Raw genomic sequence first — 19,897 nt, 5'->3', positions numbered from 1 at the left:
TTCGGCCTGGGCCGTTCACCTGGGCACAGACAATCGCCCGGTCGGGACGGATCCCGACCGGGCGGCGTCTACCTGTGCGTCAGGCGATCTCGATGCGCTCGGCCTCGGGACCCTTCTGGCCCTGGCGGACGGTGATGCGCACGCGCTCACCATCGGACAGGCTGCTGAGGCCCGACCGCTCCACCGCCTTGACATGGACGAACACGTCCTTGCCGCCGTTGTCCGGCGCGATGAAGCCGAAGCCCTTGGTGGCGTTGAACCACTTCACGGTGCCGTCCATGGTCTCGCCGGAGCTGGCGCCATAGCCCTGGTCGTCCCAGCCGCCGCGGCGCGGTGCGCCGTAGGAGGAGGAACCGCCCCGCGACGGCGAGCGGCCGCCGCCGCCACCCGACGTGGCGGTCGAGGTGTCGACGGAGTGGAGAACCGCCACCTGCGGGCCCTTCGGGCCGCGGGACAGGTCGACCAGCAGCGTCGCGCCCTCGGGCAGCGAGTCGTGGCCGGCGAACTGGACGACGGAGGCGTGCAGGAACGCGTCCGGCGAACCGTCTTCCGGCGTCACGAAGCCGAAGCCCTTCTCGGGGTTGTACCACTTGACCGTGGCGGTCACGTCGCGTTGGGTAATCTCGGAGGGGGCGCGGGAGCCGCCGCGCGGCGAGCGATCGTACATCAAAGTCTCGTAAAACAGGTAACAGGCCACTTCCACCTTGGAAGCGCTTACCCAACGATGCCTGTAGAAACCGCCGAACGCAACCGGTATTGCCCGGATCGAGAAATAATCTTCAAGAGAAGGCTTCCGCAGGCGCGAAATCGTGGGCTGGGCGGTTCGACCTTGACCAAAAAAGCGTCACACTTCATATCCGGCAATACAGCGCTCCACCCTATCGGTTCGTGAACAGGCACGCCGCCGCCTGAGACGCAGGACGCATACCATGCCCGATCACAAGCCACCCACCCATCCGTCGATTTCTCCCCATCCGCCACAAGATATTGATCCGCAGGACGGATTGTCCGCTATACCTGACTGCGAGAGCTGCGGAGCCTGCTGCTCCTTCTCGTGGGAATGGCCGACCCTGATTGGCGACCATGACGGCGACGGCATCCCGGCCTACCTGATCGAGGATGGGCGCATGCGCTGCGACGGCGACCGCTGCGCTGCGCTCGCCGGCACCATCGGCGACTCGGTCCATTGCCGCGTCTACGCCGACCGCCCCCTGGTCTGCCGCGAATTCGCCGCCGGCAGCGAGGCCTGCCACGCCGTCCGCGCCCATTTCGGGCTGGATGAATAGCGACTCACCCCTCTGGACCGGGCGACGCCGCGACCCCATGCTTTTGCCGCGTCGACGGTGCGGAGGGACGATGACGTCGGAAGTTTTCGGGAGCGTGTGGCGATTGCGGTTGGCGGCCAGCCTGCTGCTCGGCTTGGCGGTCGCCTCGCCCGCGCTGGCGGACGACGGCTTCACCGACTCGGCCGGGCGGCGGGTGCCGGTGCCGCCCCGCGTCGAGCGCGTGTTCCCGGCCGGCCCGCCGGCTTCGGTCGTTGTCTACATGCTGGCCCCGGACAGGCTGCTGGGCTGGACCCGCGCCATCAGCCCGCCGGAGCGGCCCTTCCTGCCCGACCGCTACGCCGACCTGCCGGAACTCGGCCGCCTGACCGGGCGCGGCAACACGGTGAACCTGGAGGCGGTGGTCGGCGCCAAGCCTGACCTTGTCCTCGACGTCGGCAGCACGGCGCCGACCTTCGCCTCGCTCGCCGACCGGGTGCAGGAGCAGACGGGCGTCCCCACCGTGCTGGTCGACGGCCACCTGGCCGACTCGCCGCGCACCTTCCGCACCGTCGGCGCCCTGCTCGGCGTGCCGGAAGCGGGGGAGCGGCTGGCCCGCTACGCCGAGGACACGCTGGCCGACGTGCGGCGGCGCTTGGAAGGCGTACCGCCCGACCATCGGCTGAAGGTCTACATGGCCCGCGGCCCGCGCGGGTTGCAGACGGGCCTGCGCGGCTCCATCAACATGGAGGCGCTGGAGGTCGCGGGCGTCCGCAACGTCGCGGCCGAGGCGCTGGGCGACGGCGGCCTCGTCAACGTGTCCATGGAGCAGGTGCTGGCCTGGCAGCCGGACGCCATCGTCACCATCGACCGCGGCTTCTACGAGTCGGTGTGGACCGACCCGCTGTGGCAGGGCGTGAAGGCCGTGCGGGACAAGCGCGTCTACCTGTCGCCAGGCCTGCCCTTCACTTGGATCGACTCGCCGCCCGCCGCCAACCGGCTGCTCGGCCTGCGCTGGCTGGGCGCCGTCCTTTACCCCGACCTGTTCCCGGAGGATCTCCGGGAGGAGACGAGACGTTTCCATGCCCTCTTCTACCACCGGGACCCCACCGACCAGCAGATCGACGCGCTCCTCGCCGGTTCCCGCCCGCCGGGCTGACGCGGCTTTCCCGCTGGCGCTCGGCGGGGTGGCCCTCGCCCTGGTCGCCGCGGTGTGCGTGGCCTTCAGCGTCGGCGTTTACCCCGTGTCGCCGGGCGAGTTGGCCGCGGTTCTCTGGGCCAAGACCACGGGTGGCGCGCTGGCCGTGCCGAAGGCGGTCGAAACGGTGATCTGGGACATCCGCGGCCCGCGCGTGCTGGCCGCGATGCTCGTGGGCGCCGGGCTCGCCGCGTCGGGCGCGGCCTACCAGGGGCTGTTCCGCAACCCGCTGGTTTCGCCGGACATCCTCGGCGTTTCGTCCGGGGCGGCGCTTGGCGCGGTGTTGGGGATCTTCGCCTCGCTTCCGGTCCTCGCCATCCAGGCGCTGGCCTTCGTCGGCGGGTTGCTGGCGGTGTCGGTGGTCTACGGCGTGGCCGCGACGATCCGCGGACGCGACCCGGTGCTGGTGCTGATCCTCGGCGGGGTGGTGATCGGGGCCTTGCTGGGATCCGGAGTCGCGCTGCTGAAGTATCTGGCCGACCCGTACAACCAACTGCCTGCCATCACCTTCTGGCTGCTCGGCAGCCTGTCGGCGGTCAACCGGGCCGACCTGCTGGCGCTGCTTCCCCCCGTGGCGGTCGCGCTGGTTCCGCTGGTGCTGCTGCGCTGGCGGCTGGACGTCATGACGCTGGGCGACGAGGAGGCGACCTCGCTGGGCGTCTCCGTGCGCGCGACCCGCGCGGTGGTGGTCGCCGCCGCCACGCTGATGACCGCTGCGGCCGTGTCGGTCAGCGGGATCGTCGGCTGGGTCGGGCTTCTCGTCCCCCACCTCGCCCGGCTGATGGTCGGGCCGGCCTTCGCCCGGCTGCTGCCGACCTCGGTCCTTCTGGGCGCCGCCTACCTGCTGGCGGTGGACACGCTGGCGCGCAGCCTGGGGCGGGTCGAGCTGCCGCTGGGCGTGCTGACGGCGGTGATCGGCACGCCTGTGTTCCTGTGGCTGCTGGCCTTCGGCCGCCGGGGCTGGTCATGAACGCGCGGCTGTCCGTGGAGGATCTCGCCTTCGGCTACGGCGAGCGGACCGTCGGTGCCGGTTTCGGCTTCGCGGTGGAGGCGGGGGAGGTGCTGTGCCTGCTCGGCCCCAACGGCGGCGGCAAGACGACGCTGTTCAAGACGATCCTCGGCCTGCTGCCGGCCCGCGCCGGCCGGATTCGCATCGACGGCGAGGATGTGGCCGGGTGGAGCGCGCGCCGCCGGGCGCTCGCCCTGGGCTATGTGCCACAGGCCGGGGCCGGCCCTTTCCCCTTCAGCGTGCGCGAGATGGTGCTGATGGGCCGCACCGCCCACCGCGGCCCCTTCGCCGCCCCTGCCCCCTCCGACCACGCCGCGGCGGAGGCGGCGCTCGACCGGCTGGGCATCGCCCATCTGGGGGAGCGCGACTGGCTGCGCATCAGCGGCGGCGAGCGTCAGCTGGCCCTGATCGCCCGCGCCCTGGCCCAGGCGCCGCGCATCCTGGTGCTGGACGAGCCGACCGCCAGCCTCGACTTCGGCAACCAGGTCCGCGTGCTGGAGCAGGTGCGCCGGCTGGCCGACGCCAACGGGCTGACGGTGGTCTTCTCCACCCACCATCCGGAGCAGGCCTTCGCCATCGCCGACCGCGTCGCCCTGCTGCACGAGGGCCGGCTTGCCCGGCTGGGCAGGCCCGCGGAGGTCATCACCTCCGCCATGATGCGCGAGGTCTACGGGACCGAAGTGGACGTGCTGCCGGTCGGCGATGGCGGCATGCGCGTCTGCCTGCCCCGCGCCCTGCGGCGGGATCAAAGGATATAGGTCATCACCAGATACAACACCGCTTCGTCCGCGCCGACATTGCGGTAAGCGTGCGGGACGTCGGCGTCGAACTGGATGGAGTCGCCCTCCTCCAGCCGGTATTCCCCGTCGCCCGTCACGATGTCCACCGTGCCGCGCCCGACCAGGATGTTCTCCGTCGTACCGATGGCGTGGGCGCCGGCTTCCTCGTCGGTGCCCGGCGCCAGCCGCAGCTCATAGAATTCCGCCTGCCGGTCGCCTTCCAGGGGGAAGAGCGCGCGCGAGGTAAAGCGGCCGTCGCGGGAGGCGAGCGGCTTGGAGTCGCGGCGCCGGATCACCGCGGTCCCGCCGCTGCTTCCGCGGCTGATCAGGCTGGAGAAGGGCACGTCGAGCGCCTTGGCGATGGTCCACAGCGTGGCGATGTTCGGCCGACCGCGGCTGGACTCGATCTCCTGCAGCGTCGTCTGGTCGGTTCCCGACAGGCGGGCCAGCGCTTCGACCGACAACCCGTGGCGCAGCCGGAAGGACCGGATGTTCTCGGCGATGATGCCGGCCAGCTGGTCCGACGTGTCGCCCCCGGCGTCCGCGGTCCGCTGGCGGGTGGCTCCCTGGCCCTTGGTGATGGTCATCGCCTTCCCTCCTCCGGTCAGCGGCTTTGGTAGATCTGGTCGAAGACGCCGCCGTCCGCGAAGTGGGTCGCCTGCGCCTTGCGCCAGCCACCGAAGACCTCGTCGATGGTCACCAGGCGGACGTCGGCGAAACGTCCCGCGTATTGGCGGGCCAGCTCCGGGTGGCGCGGGCGGTAGAAGTTCTTCGCGGCGACCTCCTGCCCCTCGCGGGTGTAGAGGTATTGCACATAGGCCTCCGCGACCTTGCGGGTGCCTTTGCGGTCGACCACGCTGTCCACCACGGCGACCGGCGGCTCGGCCAGGATCGACAGGGATGGGACGACGATTTCGAACTTGTCGGCGCCGAACTCCCGCAAGGACAGGTAGGCCTCGTTCTCCCAGGCGAGCAGCACGTCGCCCTGACCGCGCTGGACGAAGGTCACGGTGGACCCGCGGGCGCCGCTGTCCAGAACCGGCACATGCTTGAACAGGTCGCCCACGAAGGCCTTGGCCTTGCCTTCGTCGTTGCCGTTCTTGTCCAGCGCGTAGGCCCAGGCGGCGAGATAGTTCCAGCGGGCGCCGCCCGACGTCTTCGGGTTCGGTGTGATCACCTCGACACCCGGCTTCAGCAGGTCGTCCCAGTCCTTGATCTGCTTCGGATTGCCCTTGCGCACCAGGAACACGATGGTCGAGGTGTAGGGAGAGCTGTTGTTCGGCAGGCGTGACTGCCAGTCCTTGGCGATCAGCCCGGCGTCGGCGATGGCGTCGATGTCGTAGCCCAGCGCCAGCGTGACCACGTCGGCGTCCAACCCGTCCATGACCGCGCGCGCCTGGCTGCCGGAGCCGCCGTGCGACTGCCGGACGACCACGGACTGCCCTGTTTCCGCCTTCCAGGCCTTGCCGAAGACCTGATTGAACTCCGTGTACAGCTCCCGCGTCGGGTCGTAGGAGACGTTCAGGATGGCGTCCCCGCCGGCCGCGCGGGCGGTGGCGAGTGCCGCGAGCAGCAGGCCGCCGACCAGGACACTCAGACTGAAACGCGACGTCATGTGGACTTTCCCGCGGATGCCTTCCGTACCGGGGATTAGAACACCAGAGAAGTCTATCCTTCAAGTGGATTTTATTTTTCAGAAATGTGGAATTCCCGACGACATTGAACGAATTGAATGCGTAATTAGCGGAACGCCTGCCTCAGGCGCTTGGCTTCGGCCACCAGCCCCGGCAACAGGGCCAGGGCCTGCGCATCCTCCCCGCCGCGGCAGGCGACTTCAATGCGCGTCGCGATCCGCATGACGGCCATGCCACCGAAACTGCCGGCCATGCTGGACAGGTCGTGCGCCTCCGCCGCGAGGCGACGCAGGTCGCTCCCGTCGGACAGCGCCTCCAGCCGGAGGAGCCGGCGGTCCAGATCGCCAAGGAAGCTGTCGATGATCCGCCGCCGCTCCTCCTCCGGCAGGGACGCCATCGCCTCGTCCAGGATCGTGCTGTCCAGCGCTGGCGGCACGCCCGTCCGGTCCTCCTCCTCCTCCGCGCCGCTGGACGGCGACAGCCAGCGCTCCACGACGGCCAGCAGGGCCGCCGGGTTGACCGGCTTGCCGAGGTGGTCGTCCATGCCCGCCGCCCGGCAGGCTTCCCGCGTTTCCGGCAGGGTGTCGGCCGTCAGCGCGACGATTGGGACACGCGCCCAGGGATCGCCCAACAGCCGGATGGCCTGCGCCGCCGCGAGGCCGTCCATGCCCGGCATCTGGACGTCCATCAGCACGAGGTCGGCGCCGGTCCCCAGAAGGATGGACACCGCCTCCGCCCCGTCACCCGCGACCTCCACCGCATGGCCGGCGCGGCGCAGCAGGGACGCGACGATCAGCTGGTTCGTCGGGTTGTCCTCCGCGACCAGGATGCGCCCGGTCAGCGCTTGGGCCCGCACCGGCGCCTGCGTCATCAGCCCTCTCCCCCGTCGCCATCGGCTTTCCACTGCTGGAGCTTGCGGTAGATGGTGGAGGGGCTGATCTCCAGCAGCGAGGCCGCGCGCGGGACGTCGTCGCTGCACAGGCGCAGCGCGCGCTGGATCATGTCCTTTTCCAGGCGCCAGAGGGGCGTGATGGTCTCCTCCGCCGCCGGGTCGGCCGGGGATGCGGCCTGGGCCGCCGCGGGAAGGACCGCGGCCCGCCGCGTCGACGCTCCGCCGCCGCGCAGGGGGGGCGGCAGCATGTCCGCCGTCACGACCTCGCCGTCATGCAGCACCACGATCTGCCGCACCACATTCTGCATCTGCCGGATGTTGCCCGGCCAGTCGCAGGACCGGAAGGCGGCCTCGACCTCCGGCGCGAAGGCGGTGAATCTGCGCCCTTCCTCCCGCGCGCAGTCGGCCAGCAGCGCGCGGGCAATCAGCAGCACGTCGCCGCCGCGGTCACGCAACGGCGGCAGGTGCAACGGGATGACGTGCAGGCGATAGTAGAGATCCTCGCGGAAGCGCCCCTCCTCCACCTCGCGCAGGGGGTCGCGGTTGGTGGCGGCGACGAAGCGGACGTCCACCTTCTCCGCCCTGGAGCTTCCCACCGGCTGGATCACCCCGGTCTGAATGAAGCGCAGCAGCTTGGCCTGGAGGTCGAAGGGCATCTCGCACACTTCGTCCAGGAACAGCGTCCCGCCGTCCGCCTGCGCCGCCGCCCCGACGCGGTCGGCGGTCGCCCCGGTGAAAGCGCCGCGGACATGGCCGAAGATCTCGCTTTCCAGCAGGTCCTTCGGGATCGCCGCGCTGTTCAGCGCGACGAAGGGTTTGCCGCGGCGCGGGCTGGCCTGGTGGATCGCCTCCGCCGCGACCTCCTTCCCGGTGCCGCTTTCGCCGGTGATGAAGACGCTGGCGCGGCTGGCCGCGACGCTTTCGATCGTGCGATAGACGGCCTGCATCTCCGGCGAAGCGCCGATGAAGCCGTGGAAGCGGTCGCGGTCCAGGTCCCGGCGGTAATCGTCGACCATCCGCGCCAGCGAGCGGCGCTCCAGCGCGTTGCGCAGCGTGACGTTCAGACGGTCGGCGGTGAAGGGCTTGACCAGGAAGTCGAAGGCGCCGCAGCGCATCGCCTCCACCGCCACACCGACCGAGCCGTGCGCGGTGACGACGATCACCGACACGTCCGGATCGCGCTCCCGCAGGATGCGCAGGACGTCCAGCCCTTCCATGTCCGGCAGCTTCAGGTCGAGGATCACGCCGTCGGGCGGGCAGGCCTCCGCGGCCGCCAGGGCCTCCCGCCCGGTTTCGGCGTGGGCTACCTTATGACCCTCGGCCCGCATGAACTCAATGTAGAGCCGGGCCAGGGGGGCCGTGTCCTCGATCAGCAGAATCCTGTGCGCCCGTGAACCCACGATCGAGCCCTCCCCCTCCCGGACCGGCACACGCGGGATGCCGGTTCAGCAAGTTGTAGCGCCCTTTCCGTCTTCGTGCATTCCCGAACGCGGGCGCGGATCGGCGGCGAACGCCTTCTGCGACAGCATCTCGCAGCGTGAGAGCCGAAATGACGGCGCCCGACGCGCACAGGTCCGCGCGGCGCGGTTTCCGGCCCGGCTGACGCTTGGCCCGCGGCGTGCAGTGTCGGTCTTCCGACCTGGATGCCGACCTGAAGGCAGAGGACCGACCATGAAGACCACCGCTCTCTCCCCGCGCCGCTGGATCGACGCCTGCCTTCAAAAGGCCCTGAATGCGCTCGGCGGCCGGCAGGCGCCGCCGACGCAGCCCGCCCCAGCGCCGGAGCGCCTTGGAGCCCCGCCGCAGGTTCTCGGCCCGCTGCGGCTGACCCTGGGCACCGGTTGCCGCGTGTCGGACCGGATCACCTTCTCCGGCCGCGGTGCGGGAGACGAAGTGCCCGAACTGTTCGTCGGGCGCAACGTCGACATCGGCTGGGAGACGACCATCGCCGTCGGCCGGCGCGTGACCCTGGGCGACAACGTGCGGATCGCCGGGCGCGCCGTGCTGGCCGGCTACCCCGGCCATCCGCAGGACCCGGCCGCCTGGGCCGCCGACCTTCCGGGCGCCAACCTCCCAAATGGCGGAACCGGGGTGGGCGACATCGTGCTGGAGGACGAGGTGTGGCTGTCGACGGGCGTGGTCGTCGGCGCGGGCGTGCGGATCGGGCGGGGCACCGTGGTCGCGGCGGGAAGCGTGGTGACCCACGACCTACCGCCGATGGTCCTGGCCGGCGGCATTCCGGCCCGGGTCATCCGCCCGCTGGCGCCAAACCCCTCGGGACACCGCCTGTGACCGCCGATCTCGTCATTTTCGGCAAAGAGTGGGGCGTTCACCCCAGCGGGACCGAGCAGATCGTCCGCCGCCTGAACCCGCAAGGCCACCCGCAAGGCCGCCGGATGCTCTGGGTGAACGCGACCGGCCGCCGGGGTTCGGCGGACGGAGCACCGTGCCCCGGCGACATCCGCGTGCTGACTCCGCGCACGGTTCCCATGCGCGGCAATCCCCTGGCGCGCCAAGCCAACCGGCACCTGCTCGGCCGGCAGGTGCAGGGCGCCATGGCCGACCTCGGGATCGCGCGGCCGATCCTGTGGGCCTCATGGCCGACCGCGGTGGATGCGGTGGGGCGTCTTGGGGAGCGCGCCGTCGTCTACCAATGCGACGACGACATCTCCGCGCTGGAGGGCGGCGACCGCGGGCCGCTGCGCGCGATGGAGGACGAACTGGTCGAGCGCGCCGACCTGGTGCTGGCGTCCAGCCCGACGCTGGCCGCGCGTTTTCCGCGCTACAAAACCATCATGGTGCCTCATGGGGTGGACATGGACCTGTTCGCCACCCCCGCCCCGCGCGCGTCCGATCTGCCGGATGGGTTCGTCGCGGGCTTCTATGGCGGCCTGACGCCCTGGGTCGACACCGACCTGATCGCCGCCGCGGCGGAGGCGCTGCCCCACTGGACCTTCTTCCTGATCGGCCCCATCCCGGAGCGTCCGCCGGTGCTGAGCGGCCTGCCCAACCTGGTGCTCGCCGGGCCGCGTCCCCACGAGTCCCTGCCCGACTATTCCCAGCACTGGACGGCGTCGATCCTGCCCTTGCGCGACACGCCGCGGATGAACGCCTGCACCCCGTTGAAGCTGCGCGAATACCTCGCCGCCGGCACGCCGGTGGTGGCGACCGGCGGCCCGGCGCTGGAGGAGTATCGCGAGGTGGTGGCGGCGGTCTCCGGCGCGGACTGGTTCATTCGTGCGCTGGCCGTCACCGGTGGAAACACCAACAGCCCGGAGCGCGTCCGGCGCCAGCGCGCGTGCGTCGCCGGGGAAAGCTGGGACAAGGCCGCCCGCTTGGTCGCCGACGCGCTGGATCGCTTGTGATCCCGGCCGCCGGGCGGTTGGGGTTGACTATCCCTGCGGGTCCTCCGCGTCGCGGCGCGGCCGTTTCCCGGCGTCCGCCTTCGGCGTCGGCGGGGCGGCGTCCTGGTCGGGAAGATCCCGGCGCTGGCCGGTGTCCTCACCGACGGTGACCGTGGTGGAAGGGCCGTCCGCCGCCGTCCGCGCCGGCTCGGGCGGAGCCTCCGTGTAGTCGCCGACCGAAACCCCCATGCCCTGGCCGGCGCGGCCGGGCGTCACCGGCTCACCACCGCCGACCGGGCCGAAATCGGGAGCTTTCCCGCTCGAAGCCCCCTTGCCGCCGTTTCGTTCCGCCATTCCATTCTCCCTTGCCCGTCGCATGACATCAGCCTGTCGTCGAAGGCCAACATCCGCCGGGGCGGCGAGTTCCGATTATCCATCCCCTGGTTCAGCCCGCGAGTGGAACGTTCCGTCTTCAAAACATAACAGACGGCTGCGGCGAATGCGGCCGGCTGGCCGACTGGCGTTGGCAAGGCGCGATCGGCCGCCTATAATTATGCCTTTCTCATGCAGCTTTGGTGCCGGGATGCATTTGTCGAGCTACACCGATTATGCGCTGCGGCTGCTGATGTATGTGGCGGTGCGCAAAGACGGCCTGCCGACGATCAGCGAGGTCGCGCAGGCCTATGGCATCTCAAAGAACCACTTGATGAAGGTCGCCCACCAGCTGGGGCTCGGCGGTTATCTGGAGACGGTCCGCGGGCGGAACGGGGGCCTACGGCTCGGCCGCCCGGCCGACCAGATCCGCATCGGTGACGTCATCCGCTACACCGAGCAGGATCTGGCCATCGTGGAATGCATGGCCGCGCCCAACGGCGGCCCCTCCGCCTGCCGCCTTTCCCCGGCCTGCACCCTGCGTACGGCCCTGCGCGAGGCGCTGGAGGCCTTTTTGGCGGTGCTGGACGGTTACACGCTGGAGGACATCGTCCACCAGCGGCAGAGCGTGGCCACCCTGCTGGGATTGCCGGTCCCGCCACCTCTCCCGCCACCTCTCCCATTGCCCGAAAGCGCTGGAATCCCCTGACCCGCCGCTTTCCAGATTTGCGCTTTCATGATGAACAACATATATAAAGCCCGTACTGGAGCGGAGGTGCGGGCATGCGGGTGAGCAGGGAAAAGGCGGCGGAAAACCGGCGCCGCATCGTCGATGTGGCAAGCGCGCTGTTCCGCGAAAAGGGATTCAACGGGATCGGCGTCGCCGACCTGATGAAGGAGGCCGGCCTGACCCACGGCGGTTTCTACGGCCACTTCGCATCGAAGGACGACCTTGCCGCCGAGGCCTGCGCCACCGCGATGTCCGGCGCTGCGGAACGCTGGGCGACGTTGGCCGAGGAAAAGCCGGCGGAGGCGCTGGCGACGATCACCGGCAACTATCTGTCCGCCCGGCATCGCGACAACATCACCAAGGGCTGTCCCATCGCGACGCTGGGCGGCGATGTGGTGCGCCAGCCGGAGTCCGTGCGGCGGGCCTTCACCGACGGCCTGCGCCCCTTCATCGAGGTGCTGGCCAAGCTGGTCCCCGGCGAAACGGAGGAGGAGCGGCACGCCCAGGCGCTCGCGGCTCTGTCGGAACTGATCGGGGCGGTGATCCTGTCGCGCGCGGTCGATGACCCAGGGTTGTCCGACGCCATCCTGGCCGCCGCCGCGACCCATGGCCCGGCCGTTCCGCTGGCGGACGGAAAGTCCACGGCAAAGCACCGTTCCAAGTCCGGAACGACTCCCGACGCGTAACGGGGTGTCCTTCCGGCGGGTGGGCCACCTCAGTGGACCGCGGGCGCCCGGTCGTTCTCCGCCGACCGCCGGATGACCTGCGGCGGCTGTCCGTAGGAGCGCAGGAAGGCCCGGCGCATGCGCTCGCGGTCGGCGAAACCGGTTTCGCGGGCGATGACGTCCATGGGGTGCCGTCCCTCCTCCATCATCACGCGGGCGGCTTCCAGACGCAGGTGTTCGACCGCCTTGGCCGGCGACTGGCCGGTCTCCTGCCGGAAGACACGGCTGAACTGCCGTGGGCTGAGGCTCGCGGCCTCGGCCAGTTCCTCCACCGACAGTTCGTTCTTCAGGTTCTCCTTGGCGTAGATCAGCGCCTTGCGCACCCGGTCCGACTTGGGCTCCAGTTCGAGCAGCGTGGAGAATTGCGACTGCCCGCCGGCCCGGCGCAGGTAGACGACGAGCTTGCGCGCGACGGACTTGGCGACATCCTGCCCGAAGTCGTTCTCGACCAGCGCGAGCGCCATATCCACGCCGGCGCTCATCCCGGCCGAGGTCCAGACGTTGCCGTCGACGCTGAAGATGCGGTCCTCCTCCACCACGACCTTGGGGTACTGGCGCTGGAGGCTCCGCGCGTGGCCCCAGTGGGTGGTCGCCTTGCGCCCGTCGAGTAGGCCGGCCTCCGCCAGCACGAAGGCGCCGGTGCAGATGCCGGCGATCCGGCGCGACTCCGTCGCGGCTTGCCGCAAATAGGCCAGAAAACCGTTCGACGACGGCTTCACGACCAGCGAGCCGATGGTGATGGTGGTGTCGCGGAAGTCCCTGCCAAAAGGTGCCGTGTCGATGTTGAAGCCCAGCGAGCTTTTCACCGGCCCGCCATGCTCCGACAGGACATGGACCTCATAAGCCGGCCGGTCCAACACATGGTTCGCCATCTCGAACACCGACAGCGCCGCCATTCCCATGACCTGGAAGCCGTCGAAAACCAGGAATCCGATGGCGGGCATGGGCTCTCCGAATGTCTCGTTTCAGCGGGCAGCCGCGATTCAGGACACCTCATAGGCGTTGCTGTCAACCGTCTCGTCACCGAAACCAAACCCTCATTGGCCCCGGAAGGGCAGCCCCGCACGAATTCCAGTTGACATTATATGACGGTCGTCATCATTTCATATTCATGATGTGCGTCATTTAATGGCGCGCCCGCCCCGCGAGGCGACGCCCAGGACTGGAGATGCGCCCATGCCCACCCACCTCGCTTCGATCGATTCCGATCCGATTGTCATCGTCTCCGCCGTCCGCACGCCGCTCGGCCGGTTCCAGGGCGACCTGTCGGCTCTGCCCGCGGCGGCGCTCGGCTCCCACGTCATCCGCGCGGCGCTGGAGCGCGCCGGGCTGGCGGCCGACCGCGTCGACGAGGTGCTGATGGGCTGCGTGCTCCCGGCCGGCCAGGGGCAGGCCCCCGCCCGGCAGGCCGCGCGCGGCGCCGGGCTGCCGGACGCGACCGGCGCCACCACCGTCAACAAGGTCTGCGGGTCGGGCATGAAGGCCACCATGCTGGCCCACGACCTGATCCGCGCCGGTTCGGCCGACATCGTGGTGGCCGGCGGCATGGAGTCCATGACCAACGCCCCCTACCTGCTGGCCAAGGCGCGCGGCGGCTACCGCATCGGCCACGACCGGCTGCTCGACCACCTGATGCTCGACGGGCTGGAGGACGCCTACGAGGGCGGCAGGCCGATGGGCGACTTCGGCGAGGCCACGGCCCAGTCCTACGGCTTCAGCCGCGCCGACCAGGACGCCTACGCCGTGGAGACGCTGACCCGCGCCCGCACTGCGGTGGAAACCGGCGCCTTCGCGCCGGAGATCGCCCCGATTGCCGTACCCGCCAAGGGCGGGGAGCGCGTGGTCGCGCAGGACGAGAACCCGCTGAAGGTCTCCCCGGACAAGATCCCGGCGCTGAAGCCGGCCTTCCGCAAGGACGGCACGATCACCGCGGCCAGTTCTTCCGCCAACGCCGACGGCGCCGCCGCGCTGGTGCTGACACGGCGCTCCGTCGCCGAGCGCGAGGGGCTGCCGATCCTGGCGGTCATCCGCGGGCACGCCACCCACAGCCAGGACCCGGCCTGGTTCACCACCGCGCCGATCCCGGCGATCCGCAAGCTGCTGGGCAAGGTGGGCTGGTCGGTCCGTGACGTTGACCTGTTCGAGATCAACGAGGCCTTCGCCGCCGTCGCCATGGCGGCCCAGCGCGACCTGGACATTCCGCGCGATCGGCTGAACGTCAATGGCGGCGCCTGCGCCCTCGGCCACCCGATCGGCGCGACCGGCGCCCGGCTGATCGTCACGCTTCTGCACGCCCTGGCGGCGCGAGGCCAGACGCGCGGCGTTGCGTCGCTGTGCATCGGCGGCGGCGAGGCGACCGCCATCGCCGTCGAGCGCGTTTAAAGCGAACTGCGTTCGCTTTAATTCAAATGGCCTCACACGCCGGCCGGGCTTCGGTCGCACGTGCGACCGGGCCCGCCGTCGCGGTCCAAAGCGGATCGCAATCCGCTTTAACAGAAGGCAAGAGCATGATTTCGGCACGTCTGGCGGCGCTGCTCGCCCGCCGCGACATCCATTACGGCTGGGTGGTCGCGGCGTCGACCTTCCTCACCATGCTGGTCACCGCGGGGGCGATGGGCGCGCCCGGCGTGCTGATCGTGCCCTTGGAAAAGGAATTTGGCTGGAGCACGGCCGACATCTCCACGGCGCTGGCGATCCGGCTCGTCCTGTTCGGACTGATGGGGCCCTTCGCGGCGGCCTTCATGAACCGCTTCGGCGTCCGCACGGTGACTGTCATCGCCCTGCTGATGATCACCGCGGGCCTGCTCGGCTCCCTGGTGATGCGGGAGCTTTGGCACCTCTTCGTCCTGTGGGGGCTGGTCGTCGGGGTGGGCACCGGGCTGACCGCGCTTGTCCTCGGCGCCACGGTGGCGACGCGCTGGTTCACCAGGCGCCGGGGCCTCGTCGTCGGCCTGCTGACGGCCAGCTCCGCGACCGGGCAGCTGATCTTCATGCCCTTGCTGGCCGACCTGTCCGACCGCATCGGCTGGCGCAGCGGCATTGTGGTCATCGTGGCCCTGCTGGCCGTCACCGCCGTCGCCGTGCTCGCGCTGATGCGCGACCGCCCGGGGGACGTCGACCTCGCCCCCTACGGCGAGACCGCCATCGTTCCGGCACCGCGGACGACCCCCGGGCTGGCCGCGCTGGCGACCGCCCCGCTCTTCGCCCTGGCGGAGGCTTCGCGCTCCCGCACCTTCTGGATCCTGTTCGCCACCTTCTTCATCTGCGGGCTCAGCACCAACGGGCTGATCCAGACCCATTTCGTCACGCTGTGCGGCGACTACGGCATGGCCGCGGTGGCGGCGGCTGGCGTGCTGGCGATGATGGGCCTGTTCGACTTCGTCGGGACCATCGGGTCGGGCTGGCTTTCCGACCGCTACGACAACCGCTGGCTCCTGTTCTGGTATTACGGGCTGCGCGGGCTGGCGCTGATGGCGCTGCCCTTCTCCGACTTCACCCTCTACGGCCTGTCGCTGTTCGCGGTGTTCTACGGGCTGGATTGGGTCGCCACGGTTCCGCCCACCGTGCGGCTGTCGGCGGAGCGTTTCGGGCGGGAGCGGTCGAACCTCGTCTTCGGCTGGATTTTCACCGGCCACCAGCTGGGCGCCGCCTCCGCGGCCTTCGGCGCCGGCGTGACGCGGACGCAGCTCGCCAGCTACCTGCCGGCCTTCTTCGCGGCCGGCGCCTTCTGCCTCGTCGCCGCGCTGATCGTGCTGTTCATCAACCGGCGCGAGAAGGAGAAGGACGGCGTTCCGGCCGCCGTTCCCGCCCCGGCAAAGGCTTAACCCCTGTCGGCCGCCTTGTTCAGGTCGTCGCGCAACGCAACGATGCTGTCGCGCAGCGTCCCCAAGGTCTCGGCGGAGCGGTTGGCCGCCTCCAGGATGCGGGTCGGCAGGCATTCCGCCCTGGCCCGCAGCGCCGCCCCCGCCGGGGTCAGGCGGATGCGCACCAGCCGCTCGTCCTGAGGATCGCGGGCGCGGGTGACCAGCCCCTGCCCCTCCAGCCGCTTCAGCAAGGGCGTGAGCGTGCCGCTGTCCAGCCCCAGCCGCTCGCCCAGATCCTTCATGGCCTGATCGTCCTCCTCCCACAGCAGCAGCATCATGACGTACTGCGGGTAGGTCAGGCCAAGCTCCTCCAGCAGCGGGCGGTAGACGCGCGCCATGGCCAGATTCGCCGAATAGAGCGCGAAGCAGACCTGGTTGGAGAGCAGAAGCGGGTCGGACTTGTCGGCTGGCATGGTGGGCTCCCACGAAAAGCGTCACCGGAGCGTCGCATGCCCGTCCTTACTGCCAAGGATGGGCGTGCGCAACACTCCGGTGACCCAACGCTCGGATCAACGACAGCCGGCGCGGCCTCAGGCGATGGTGGTGGTCACCGGAATGTTGCCCTTGGTGGCGTGGCTGTACGGGCAGACCTTGTGCGCGCGGGCGACGAGGTCCTCGGCGACGGCCTTGTCGAGGCCCGGCAGCGAGACGGTGAAGTCGACCGACAGGCCGAAGCCCTCGCCGTCGTCGCGGGCGCCGATGGCGACCTTGGCGGTGACGGAGACGTCCTTCGGCACGGCGATTTTGTCGCGGTTGCCGACGAACTTGATGGCGCCGATGAAGCAGGCGGAATAGCCGGCGGCGAACAGCTGCTCGGGGTTGGTGGCGCCGCCCTGGCCGCCGAGTTCCTTCGGCGCGGCGAGGTTCACCGACAGCAGGCCGTCGTCGCTCTCAGCCTTGCCGTCACGCCCACCGGTCGCCGTGGCCTTGGTCGTGTAGAGAACCTTCATGATCGTCGCTCCTGTCTTGAGAGGTCTTGTGCGCTGAAGAGACTATTGCACACAATTGAATTGCGCGCAATTAATTTAATCGTGCGCAATTCGAATGCGCGCAATGCATCAGGCGCATGCCGCCGCTACGCCACCAGGGACAGGCTGTTGCTGCGGGACAGGCTCTCGGCCAGGAAGGTGACCAAGGGACGGACGAGGTCGGATGCGTTCCCCTCCTCCCCGACCACAGTGATCTCGGTCATCGGCAGGGCCGGCCAGTGCTGTGGCGCGCTCAGGATCTGCATGCCGTCCTGCACGAAGGACCGGCCCAGCACCGTGACGCCCAGCCCGCCCGCGACCGCGGCCTGGATGCCCATCAGGCTGCTCGCCGTGCAGGCGACTTCCCACTCCCGGCGGACGGAGTCCAGGGTGGACACCATCAAATCCCGATAAGTGCAGGGCGACGGCAGCATGACCAGCCGCGCCGGCTTCGTGAAGTCGAGCTGGTAGTCGGCCGAGGCCATCCAGACCAGCGGCTCCCGCCAGATCACCCGGCCACGCTGGGCGGTGCCGTCCTTCTTGGCGATCACCGCGTCGAGCCGGCCGTTGTCGTAGGCCTCCAGCAGGGCGCAGCTGAGGCCGGTCATCAGGTCGATCTGCGTGCGGGGGTACAGGCGGCTGAAGCGCGACAGCAGCTTCGGCAGTTCCTTCGGGATGAAGTCTTCGGAGATGCCAAGGCGCAGGATGCCACCCGCTGGGGTTTCCCGCAGGTCGCGGACGACCGCGTCGTTGAACTCCAGCATCTGGCGCGCGGCGACCAGAAGCCGTTCCCCATCGCGTGTCAGGCTGAGCGAGCGGCTGGTGCGGTCGAAGACCCGCCGCTGGAGGATTTCCTCCAACCGCAGGACCTTCTGGCTGACCGCCGACTGCGACCGCCCGACCACCTCGGCCGCCGCCGTGAAGCTCCCGGTCTCCGCCACCGCGACGAAGGCCCGCAGCAAGTCGATTTCCAGGTCGGGAACGCGCATAACTCAGTCGCCTTTCTGATGGAATACCAAGAACTTATGCGTTTTCCTGCTGGCCGACAAGGACGTGTGGCTTCAGAAGCCCGAGAGCACGACCTTGCCGATGCTGCGGCCGCTCTCCACCATCGCGTGGGCGCGGCGCAGGTTTTCCGCGGTGATTGGGCCGTAGTTGTCGGCCACCGTGCTGGTCAGCACGCCGCTGTCGACCAGGGCCGACACCTCGGACAGGATGCGGTTCTGCTCCGCGATGTCCGGGGTGCCGAAGAGGGAGCGGGTGAACATCAGCTCCCAATGGACGGCCAGGCTCTTGCGCTTGAAGGGCACCACGTCGAACGTCGCCGGGTCGTCGATCATGGCGAGCGCGCCCTGCGGGGCCAGCGACTCCACGATGGCCGCCTGGTGCTGGTCGGTCGCGGTCAGGCCGGCGACGTAGCGCACCTGCGGGATGCCGATCGCCTTCAGGCCCTCGTTCAGCGGCTTGCGGTGGTCGATGACGTGGTGGGCGCCCATGCGCCGCGACCACTCGATCGTCTCCGGCCGCGACGCCGTGGCGATCACCGTCAGGCCGGTCAGCTTGCGGGCGATCTGCGTGAGGATGGAGCCGACGCCGCCAGCCCCGTTGATGATCAGGATCGCGTCGTCGCCGCTCTTCTGACCGTAGGGCACGCGCAGCCGGTCGAACAGCAGCTCCCACGCGGTCAGGGAGGTCAGCGGCAGCGCCGCGGCATCGGCGAAGGATAGGCTCTGCGGCTTCGGGCCGACGATGCGCTCGTCCACGGCGTGGAACTGGGCGTTGGTGCCCGGCCGGTCGATGGCGCCGGCGTAGAAGACCGCGTCGCCCTTCTTGAAGCGGGTGACCGCCGGGCCGACCGCCTCCACCACGCCGGCGGCGTCGAAGCCGAGGACGCGGGCGCTGCCCTCCGGCGGGGTGGCGCTGGCGCGCACCTTCACGTCGACGGGGTTGACGGAGACTGCCTCCACCTTCACCAGCAGGTCGTGGGGGCGCAGCTCCGGTGTGGGCAGGTCCAGCTCGACCAGGGAGTCCGCAGCGTCGATGGGGCCGGGACAATGGAAACCGATGGCTTTCATGGTGTCAGTCCTTCTTGGCGACAAGGGTGACGTTCAAAGATGGATTGATCAGCGGCCGGGGGAACGGCCCCGTGAACCGCCCAGGGAATGGCGGGGGATGGCGTTGATGGCGATGCCCAGGACGATGGCCAGGGATCCCAGGCCCAGCGCCATGGTCAACGGCTCGCCCAAGGCGGCGACGGAGATGGCGACCCCGGTCACCGGCACGCCCAGCATGATGGTGGACATGGCGGTGGCGGGCAGGCGGGCGCTGGCGGAATTCACGGCAGCGAAGCAGAAGGCCGTCGCCACCGGGCCGACGAAGCCGACCGACGCCCAGAAGGCCATCGTGCCGTCCCCGTCGAAGGGTCCTTCCACGGCCAGCGCCAGGACCGCCAAAACCGCGGCGGCCAGCAGCATCTGCCAGGGTGCCAGATGAAAGGCGGACGACGCGCTGCGGGCGTAGCGCAGGTGCAGGATGCACAGGGCCCAGCACAGGGACGCGGCCAGCAGCATGGCGTTGGCGCCGACCACACCGCCATCGCTCCAGTCGATGGACAGCGGGTTGACCAGGATGGCGACGCCCAGCACCGCCAAGGCGATCCCGCCGGCGCGGGTGGCCGACAGCCTCTCCCCGAAGAACAGGACCGAGGCTGGCGCCACCCACAGCGGCGTGGTGTAGCTGAGGATGGCGGAGCGCCCGGCCGGGAGCCGCGTCATGGCGTAGGCGCCGAGTGCCGTGAACAGCATCATCTGCAGCAAGCCGATGGAAGCCACGAAAGGCAGGTCCTGGCGTTGCGGCAGGCGCAGCTCACGGCGCGCCGCCTGGATCACCAGCAGGCTCAGCGCCCCGCTGGCGAAGCGCAGGGCCGAGAACCAGAGCGGCGACACATGGCCGAGCCCAACTTTCATGACCGGCCAGTTCGCCCCCCAGAGGACGATTGCCACGGCGAGCGTGGCGACCGTCCGTACGTCCATACCGACGCTGGAGACGGCCGGGCGGATAGCAGCGCAGGAGATGGCTCCGGATGCGGACAGGCTCATGATCGGAACTCGGCGTTCGGGAA

At 69.9% G+C, this 19,897-nt stretch carries 22 protein-coding genes; 10 read left to right on the top strand and 12 right to left on the bottom strand.

Going from position 1 to position 19,897, the window contains the following annotated elements; genetic code table 11:
* Window positions 1–79: 79 nt before the first annotated feature.
* Window positions 80–667: a cold-shock protein gene (locus tag M2351_RS44990; RefSeq protein WP_319801917.1), complete on the bottom strand. Its 588-nt coding sequence runs from the start codon at window positions 665–667 to the stop codon at window positions 80–82.
* A 337-nt stretch (window positions 668–1,004) separates the two neighbouring features.
* Here M2351_RS44990 and M2351_RS23730 point away from each other — a divergent pair, with 337 nt between their 5' ends.
* The 4 genes from M2351_RS23730 to M2351_RS23715 all read left to right on the top strand — a co-directional run bounded on the left by M2351_RS23730 (window position 1,005) and on the right by M2351_RS23715 (window position 4,227).
* The gene (locus M2351_RS23730) at window positions 1,005–1,286 is read left to right on the top strand and encodes a YkgJ family cysteine cluster protein (RefSeq protein ID WP_264658522.1); all 282 of its coding nucleotides are present in this window, start codon (window positions 1,005–1,007) and stop codon (window positions 1,284–1,286) included.
* A gap of 70 nt (window positions 1,287–1,356) precedes the next feature.
* Window positions 1,357–2,421 (top strand): iron ABC transporter substrate-binding protein, encoded by a 1,065-nt coding sequence (locus M2351_RS23725; RefSeq protein ID WP_264658521.1) that lies wholly within the window; start codon window positions 1,357–1,359, stop codon window positions 2,419–2,421.
* Window positions 2,345–3,430, top strand: coding sequence for a FecCD family ABC transporter permease (locus tag M2351_RS23720; RefSeq protein ID WP_264658520.1), 1,086 nt, complete (start codon window positions 2,345–2,347; stop codon window positions 3,428–3,430). The genes M2351_RS23725 and M2351_RS23720 overlap by 77 nt, the downstream gene beginning before the upstream one ends.
* Complete coding sequence (locus M2351_RS23715) at window positions 3,427–4,227, top strand: ABC transporter ATP-binding protein (protein WP_264658519.1); 801 nt, start codon at window positions 3,427–3,429, stop codon at window positions 4,225–4,227. The genes M2351_RS23720 and M2351_RS23715 overlap by 4 nt, the downstream gene beginning before the upstream one ends.
* Here the strand turns inward: M2351_RS23715 and M2351_RS23710 are convergent.
* The 4 genes from M2351_RS23710 to M2351_RS23695 all read right to left on the bottom strand — a co-directional run bounded on the left by M2351_RS23710 (window position 4,215) and on the right by M2351_RS23695 (window position 8,174).
* The gene (locus M2351_RS23710; protein WP_264658518.1) at window positions 4,215–4,835 is read right to left on the bottom strand and encodes a helix-turn-helix domain-containing protein; all 621 of its coding nucleotides are present in this window, start codon (window positions 4,833–4,835) and stop codon (window positions 4,215–4,217) included. The two genes, M2351_RS23715 and M2351_RS23710, sit on opposite strands and share 13 nt — an antisense overlap.
* A 17-nt stretch (window positions 4,836–4,852) precedes the next feature.
* Window positions 4,853–5,863, bottom strand: coding sequence for a sulfate ABC transporter substrate-binding protein (locus tag M2351_RS23705; protein WP_264658517.1), 1,011 nt, complete (start codon window positions 5,861–5,863; stop codon window positions 4,853–4,855).
* Window positions 5,864–5,988: 125 nt separating this feature from the next.
* On the bottom strand, window positions 5,989–6,753 hold the full coding sequence (locus M2351_RS23700) for a response regulator (RefSeq protein ID WP_264658516.1): 765 nt from the start codon (window positions 6,751–6,753) through the stop codon (window positions 5,989–5,991).
* On the bottom strand, window positions 6,753–8,174 hold the full coding sequence (locus tag M2351_RS23695) for a sigma-54-dependent transcriptional regulator (protein ID WP_406567430.1): 1,422 nt from the start codon (window positions 8,172–8,174) through the stop codon (window positions 6,753–6,755). Before M2351_RS23695 ends, M2351_RS23700 begins: the two co-directional genes overlap by 1 nt.
* A gap of 271 nt (window positions 8,175–8,445) precedes the next feature.
* Between M2351_RS23695 and M2351_RS23690 the strand changes: the two genes are divergently transcribed.
* Together M2351_RS23690 and M2351_RS23685 are read left to right on the top strand one after the other, a co-directional pair.
* Window positions 8,446–9,066 carry an acyltransferase gene (locus M2351_RS23690; RefSeq protein WP_264658515.1) on the top strand — a complete coding sequence of 207 codons (621 nt, stop codon included), beginning with the start codon at window positions 8,446–8,448 and terminating at the stop codon, window positions 9,064–9,066.
* Window positions 9,063–10,139, top strand: a complete 1,077-nt coding sequence (locus M2351_RS23685) for a glycosyltransferase (protein ID WP_264658514.1) — start codon at window positions 9,063–9,065, stop codon at window positions 10,137–10,139. Before M2351_RS23690 ends, M2351_RS23685 begins: the two co-directional genes overlap by 4 nt.
* 27 nt (window positions 10,140–10,166) lie before the next feature.
* Here M2351_RS23685 and M2351_RS23680 read toward each other — a convergent pair whose 3' ends face one another.
* Complete coding sequence (locus tag M2351_RS23680) at window positions 10,167–10,472, bottom strand: hypothetical protein (RefSeq protein WP_264658513.1); 306 nt, start codon at window positions 10,470–10,472, stop codon at window positions 10,167–10,169.
* A 229-nt stretch (window positions 10,473–10,701) separates the two neighbouring features.
* Between M2351_RS23680 and M2351_RS23675 the strand changes: the two genes are divergently transcribed.
* The gene (locus tag M2351_RS23675) at window positions 10,702–11,199 is read left to right on the top strand and encodes an Rrf2 family transcriptional regulator (RefSeq protein ID WP_264658512.1); all 498 of its coding nucleotides are present in this window, start codon (window positions 10,702–10,704) and stop codon (window positions 11,197–11,199) included.
* Between the two features lie 74 nt (window positions 11,200–11,273).
* Window positions 11,274–11,906, top strand: coding sequence for a TetR/AcrR family transcriptional regulator (locus tag M2351_RS23670; protein WP_264658511.1), 633 nt, complete (start codon window positions 11,274–11,276; stop codon window positions 11,904–11,906).
* A 29-nt stretch (window positions 11,907–11,935) separates the two neighbouring features.
* Here M2351_RS23670 and M2351_RS23665 read toward each other — a convergent pair whose 3' ends face one another.
* Complete coding sequence (locus tag M2351_RS23665) at window positions 11,936–12,889, bottom strand: GlxA family transcriptional regulator (protein ID WP_264658510.1); 954 nt, start codon at window positions 12,887–12,889, stop codon at window positions 11,936–11,938.
* Window positions 12,890–13,121: 232 nt separating this feature from the next.
* Here M2351_RS23665 and M2351_RS23660 point away from each other — a divergent pair, with 232 nt between their 5' ends.
* The gene (locus M2351_RS23660; RefSeq protein WP_264658509.1) at window positions 13,122–14,327 is read left to right on the top strand and encodes an acetyl-CoA C-acyltransferase; all 1,206 of its coding nucleotides are present in this window, start codon (window positions 13,122–13,124) and stop codon (window positions 14,325–14,327) included.
* 125 nt (window positions 14,328–14,452) lie between these two features.
* On the top strand, window positions 14,453–15,769 hold the full coding sequence (locus tag M2351_RS23655) for an MFS transporter (RefSeq protein WP_264658508.1): 1,317 nt from the start codon (window positions 14,453–14,455) through the stop codon (window positions 15,767–15,769).
* Here the strand turns inward: M2351_RS23655 and M2351_RS23650 are convergent.
* The 5 genes from M2351_RS23650 to M2351_RS23630 form a co-directional block, all read right to left on the bottom strand.
* Window positions 15,766–16,221: a MarR family winged helix-turn-helix transcriptional regulator gene (locus M2351_RS23650; protein WP_264658507.1), complete on the bottom strand. Its 456-nt coding sequence runs from the start codon at window positions 16,219–16,221 to the stop codon at window positions 15,766–15,768. The two genes, M2351_RS23655 and M2351_RS23650, sit on opposite strands and share 4 nt — an antisense overlap.
* Window positions 16,222–16,338: 117 nt before the next feature.
* Window positions 16,339–16,758, bottom strand: coding sequence for an organic hydroperoxide resistance protein (locus M2351_RS23645; RefSeq protein ID WP_111070897.1), 420 nt, complete (start codon window positions 16,756–16,758; stop codon window positions 16,339–16,341).
* Window positions 16,759–16,883: 125 nt separating this feature from the next.
* Window positions 16,884–17,765: a LysR substrate-binding domain-containing protein gene (locus M2351_RS23640; RefSeq protein ID WP_264658506.1), complete on the bottom strand. Its 882-nt coding sequence runs from the start codon at window positions 17,763–17,765 to the stop codon at window positions 16,884–16,886.
* Between the two features lie 72 nt (window positions 17,766–17,837).
* Window positions 17,838–18,851, bottom strand: a complete 1,014-nt coding sequence (locus M2351_RS23635; protein WP_264658505.1) for a zinc-binding alcohol dehydrogenase family protein — start codon at window positions 18,849–18,851, stop codon at window positions 17,838–17,840.
* Window positions 18,852–18,899: 48 nt separating this feature from the next.
* Complete coding sequence (locus M2351_RS23630) at window positions 18,900–19,874, bottom strand: DMT family transporter (protein WP_264658504.1); 975 nt, start codon at window positions 19,872–19,874, stop codon at window positions 18,900–18,902.
* Between the last annotated feature and the right edge of the window lie 23 nt (window positions 19,875–19,897).

Origin of the sequence: Azospirillum canadense (assembly GCF_025961225.1) — a bacterium.
In the GTDB taxonomy this organism is placed as follows: Bacteria; Pseudomonadota; Alphaproteobacteria; order Azospirillales; family Azospirillaceae; genus Azospirillum; species Azospirillum canadense.
The sequence above is the reverse complement of the archived record's forward strand: the minus strand, read 5'-3'. Positions and strand labels throughout refer to the sequence as shown.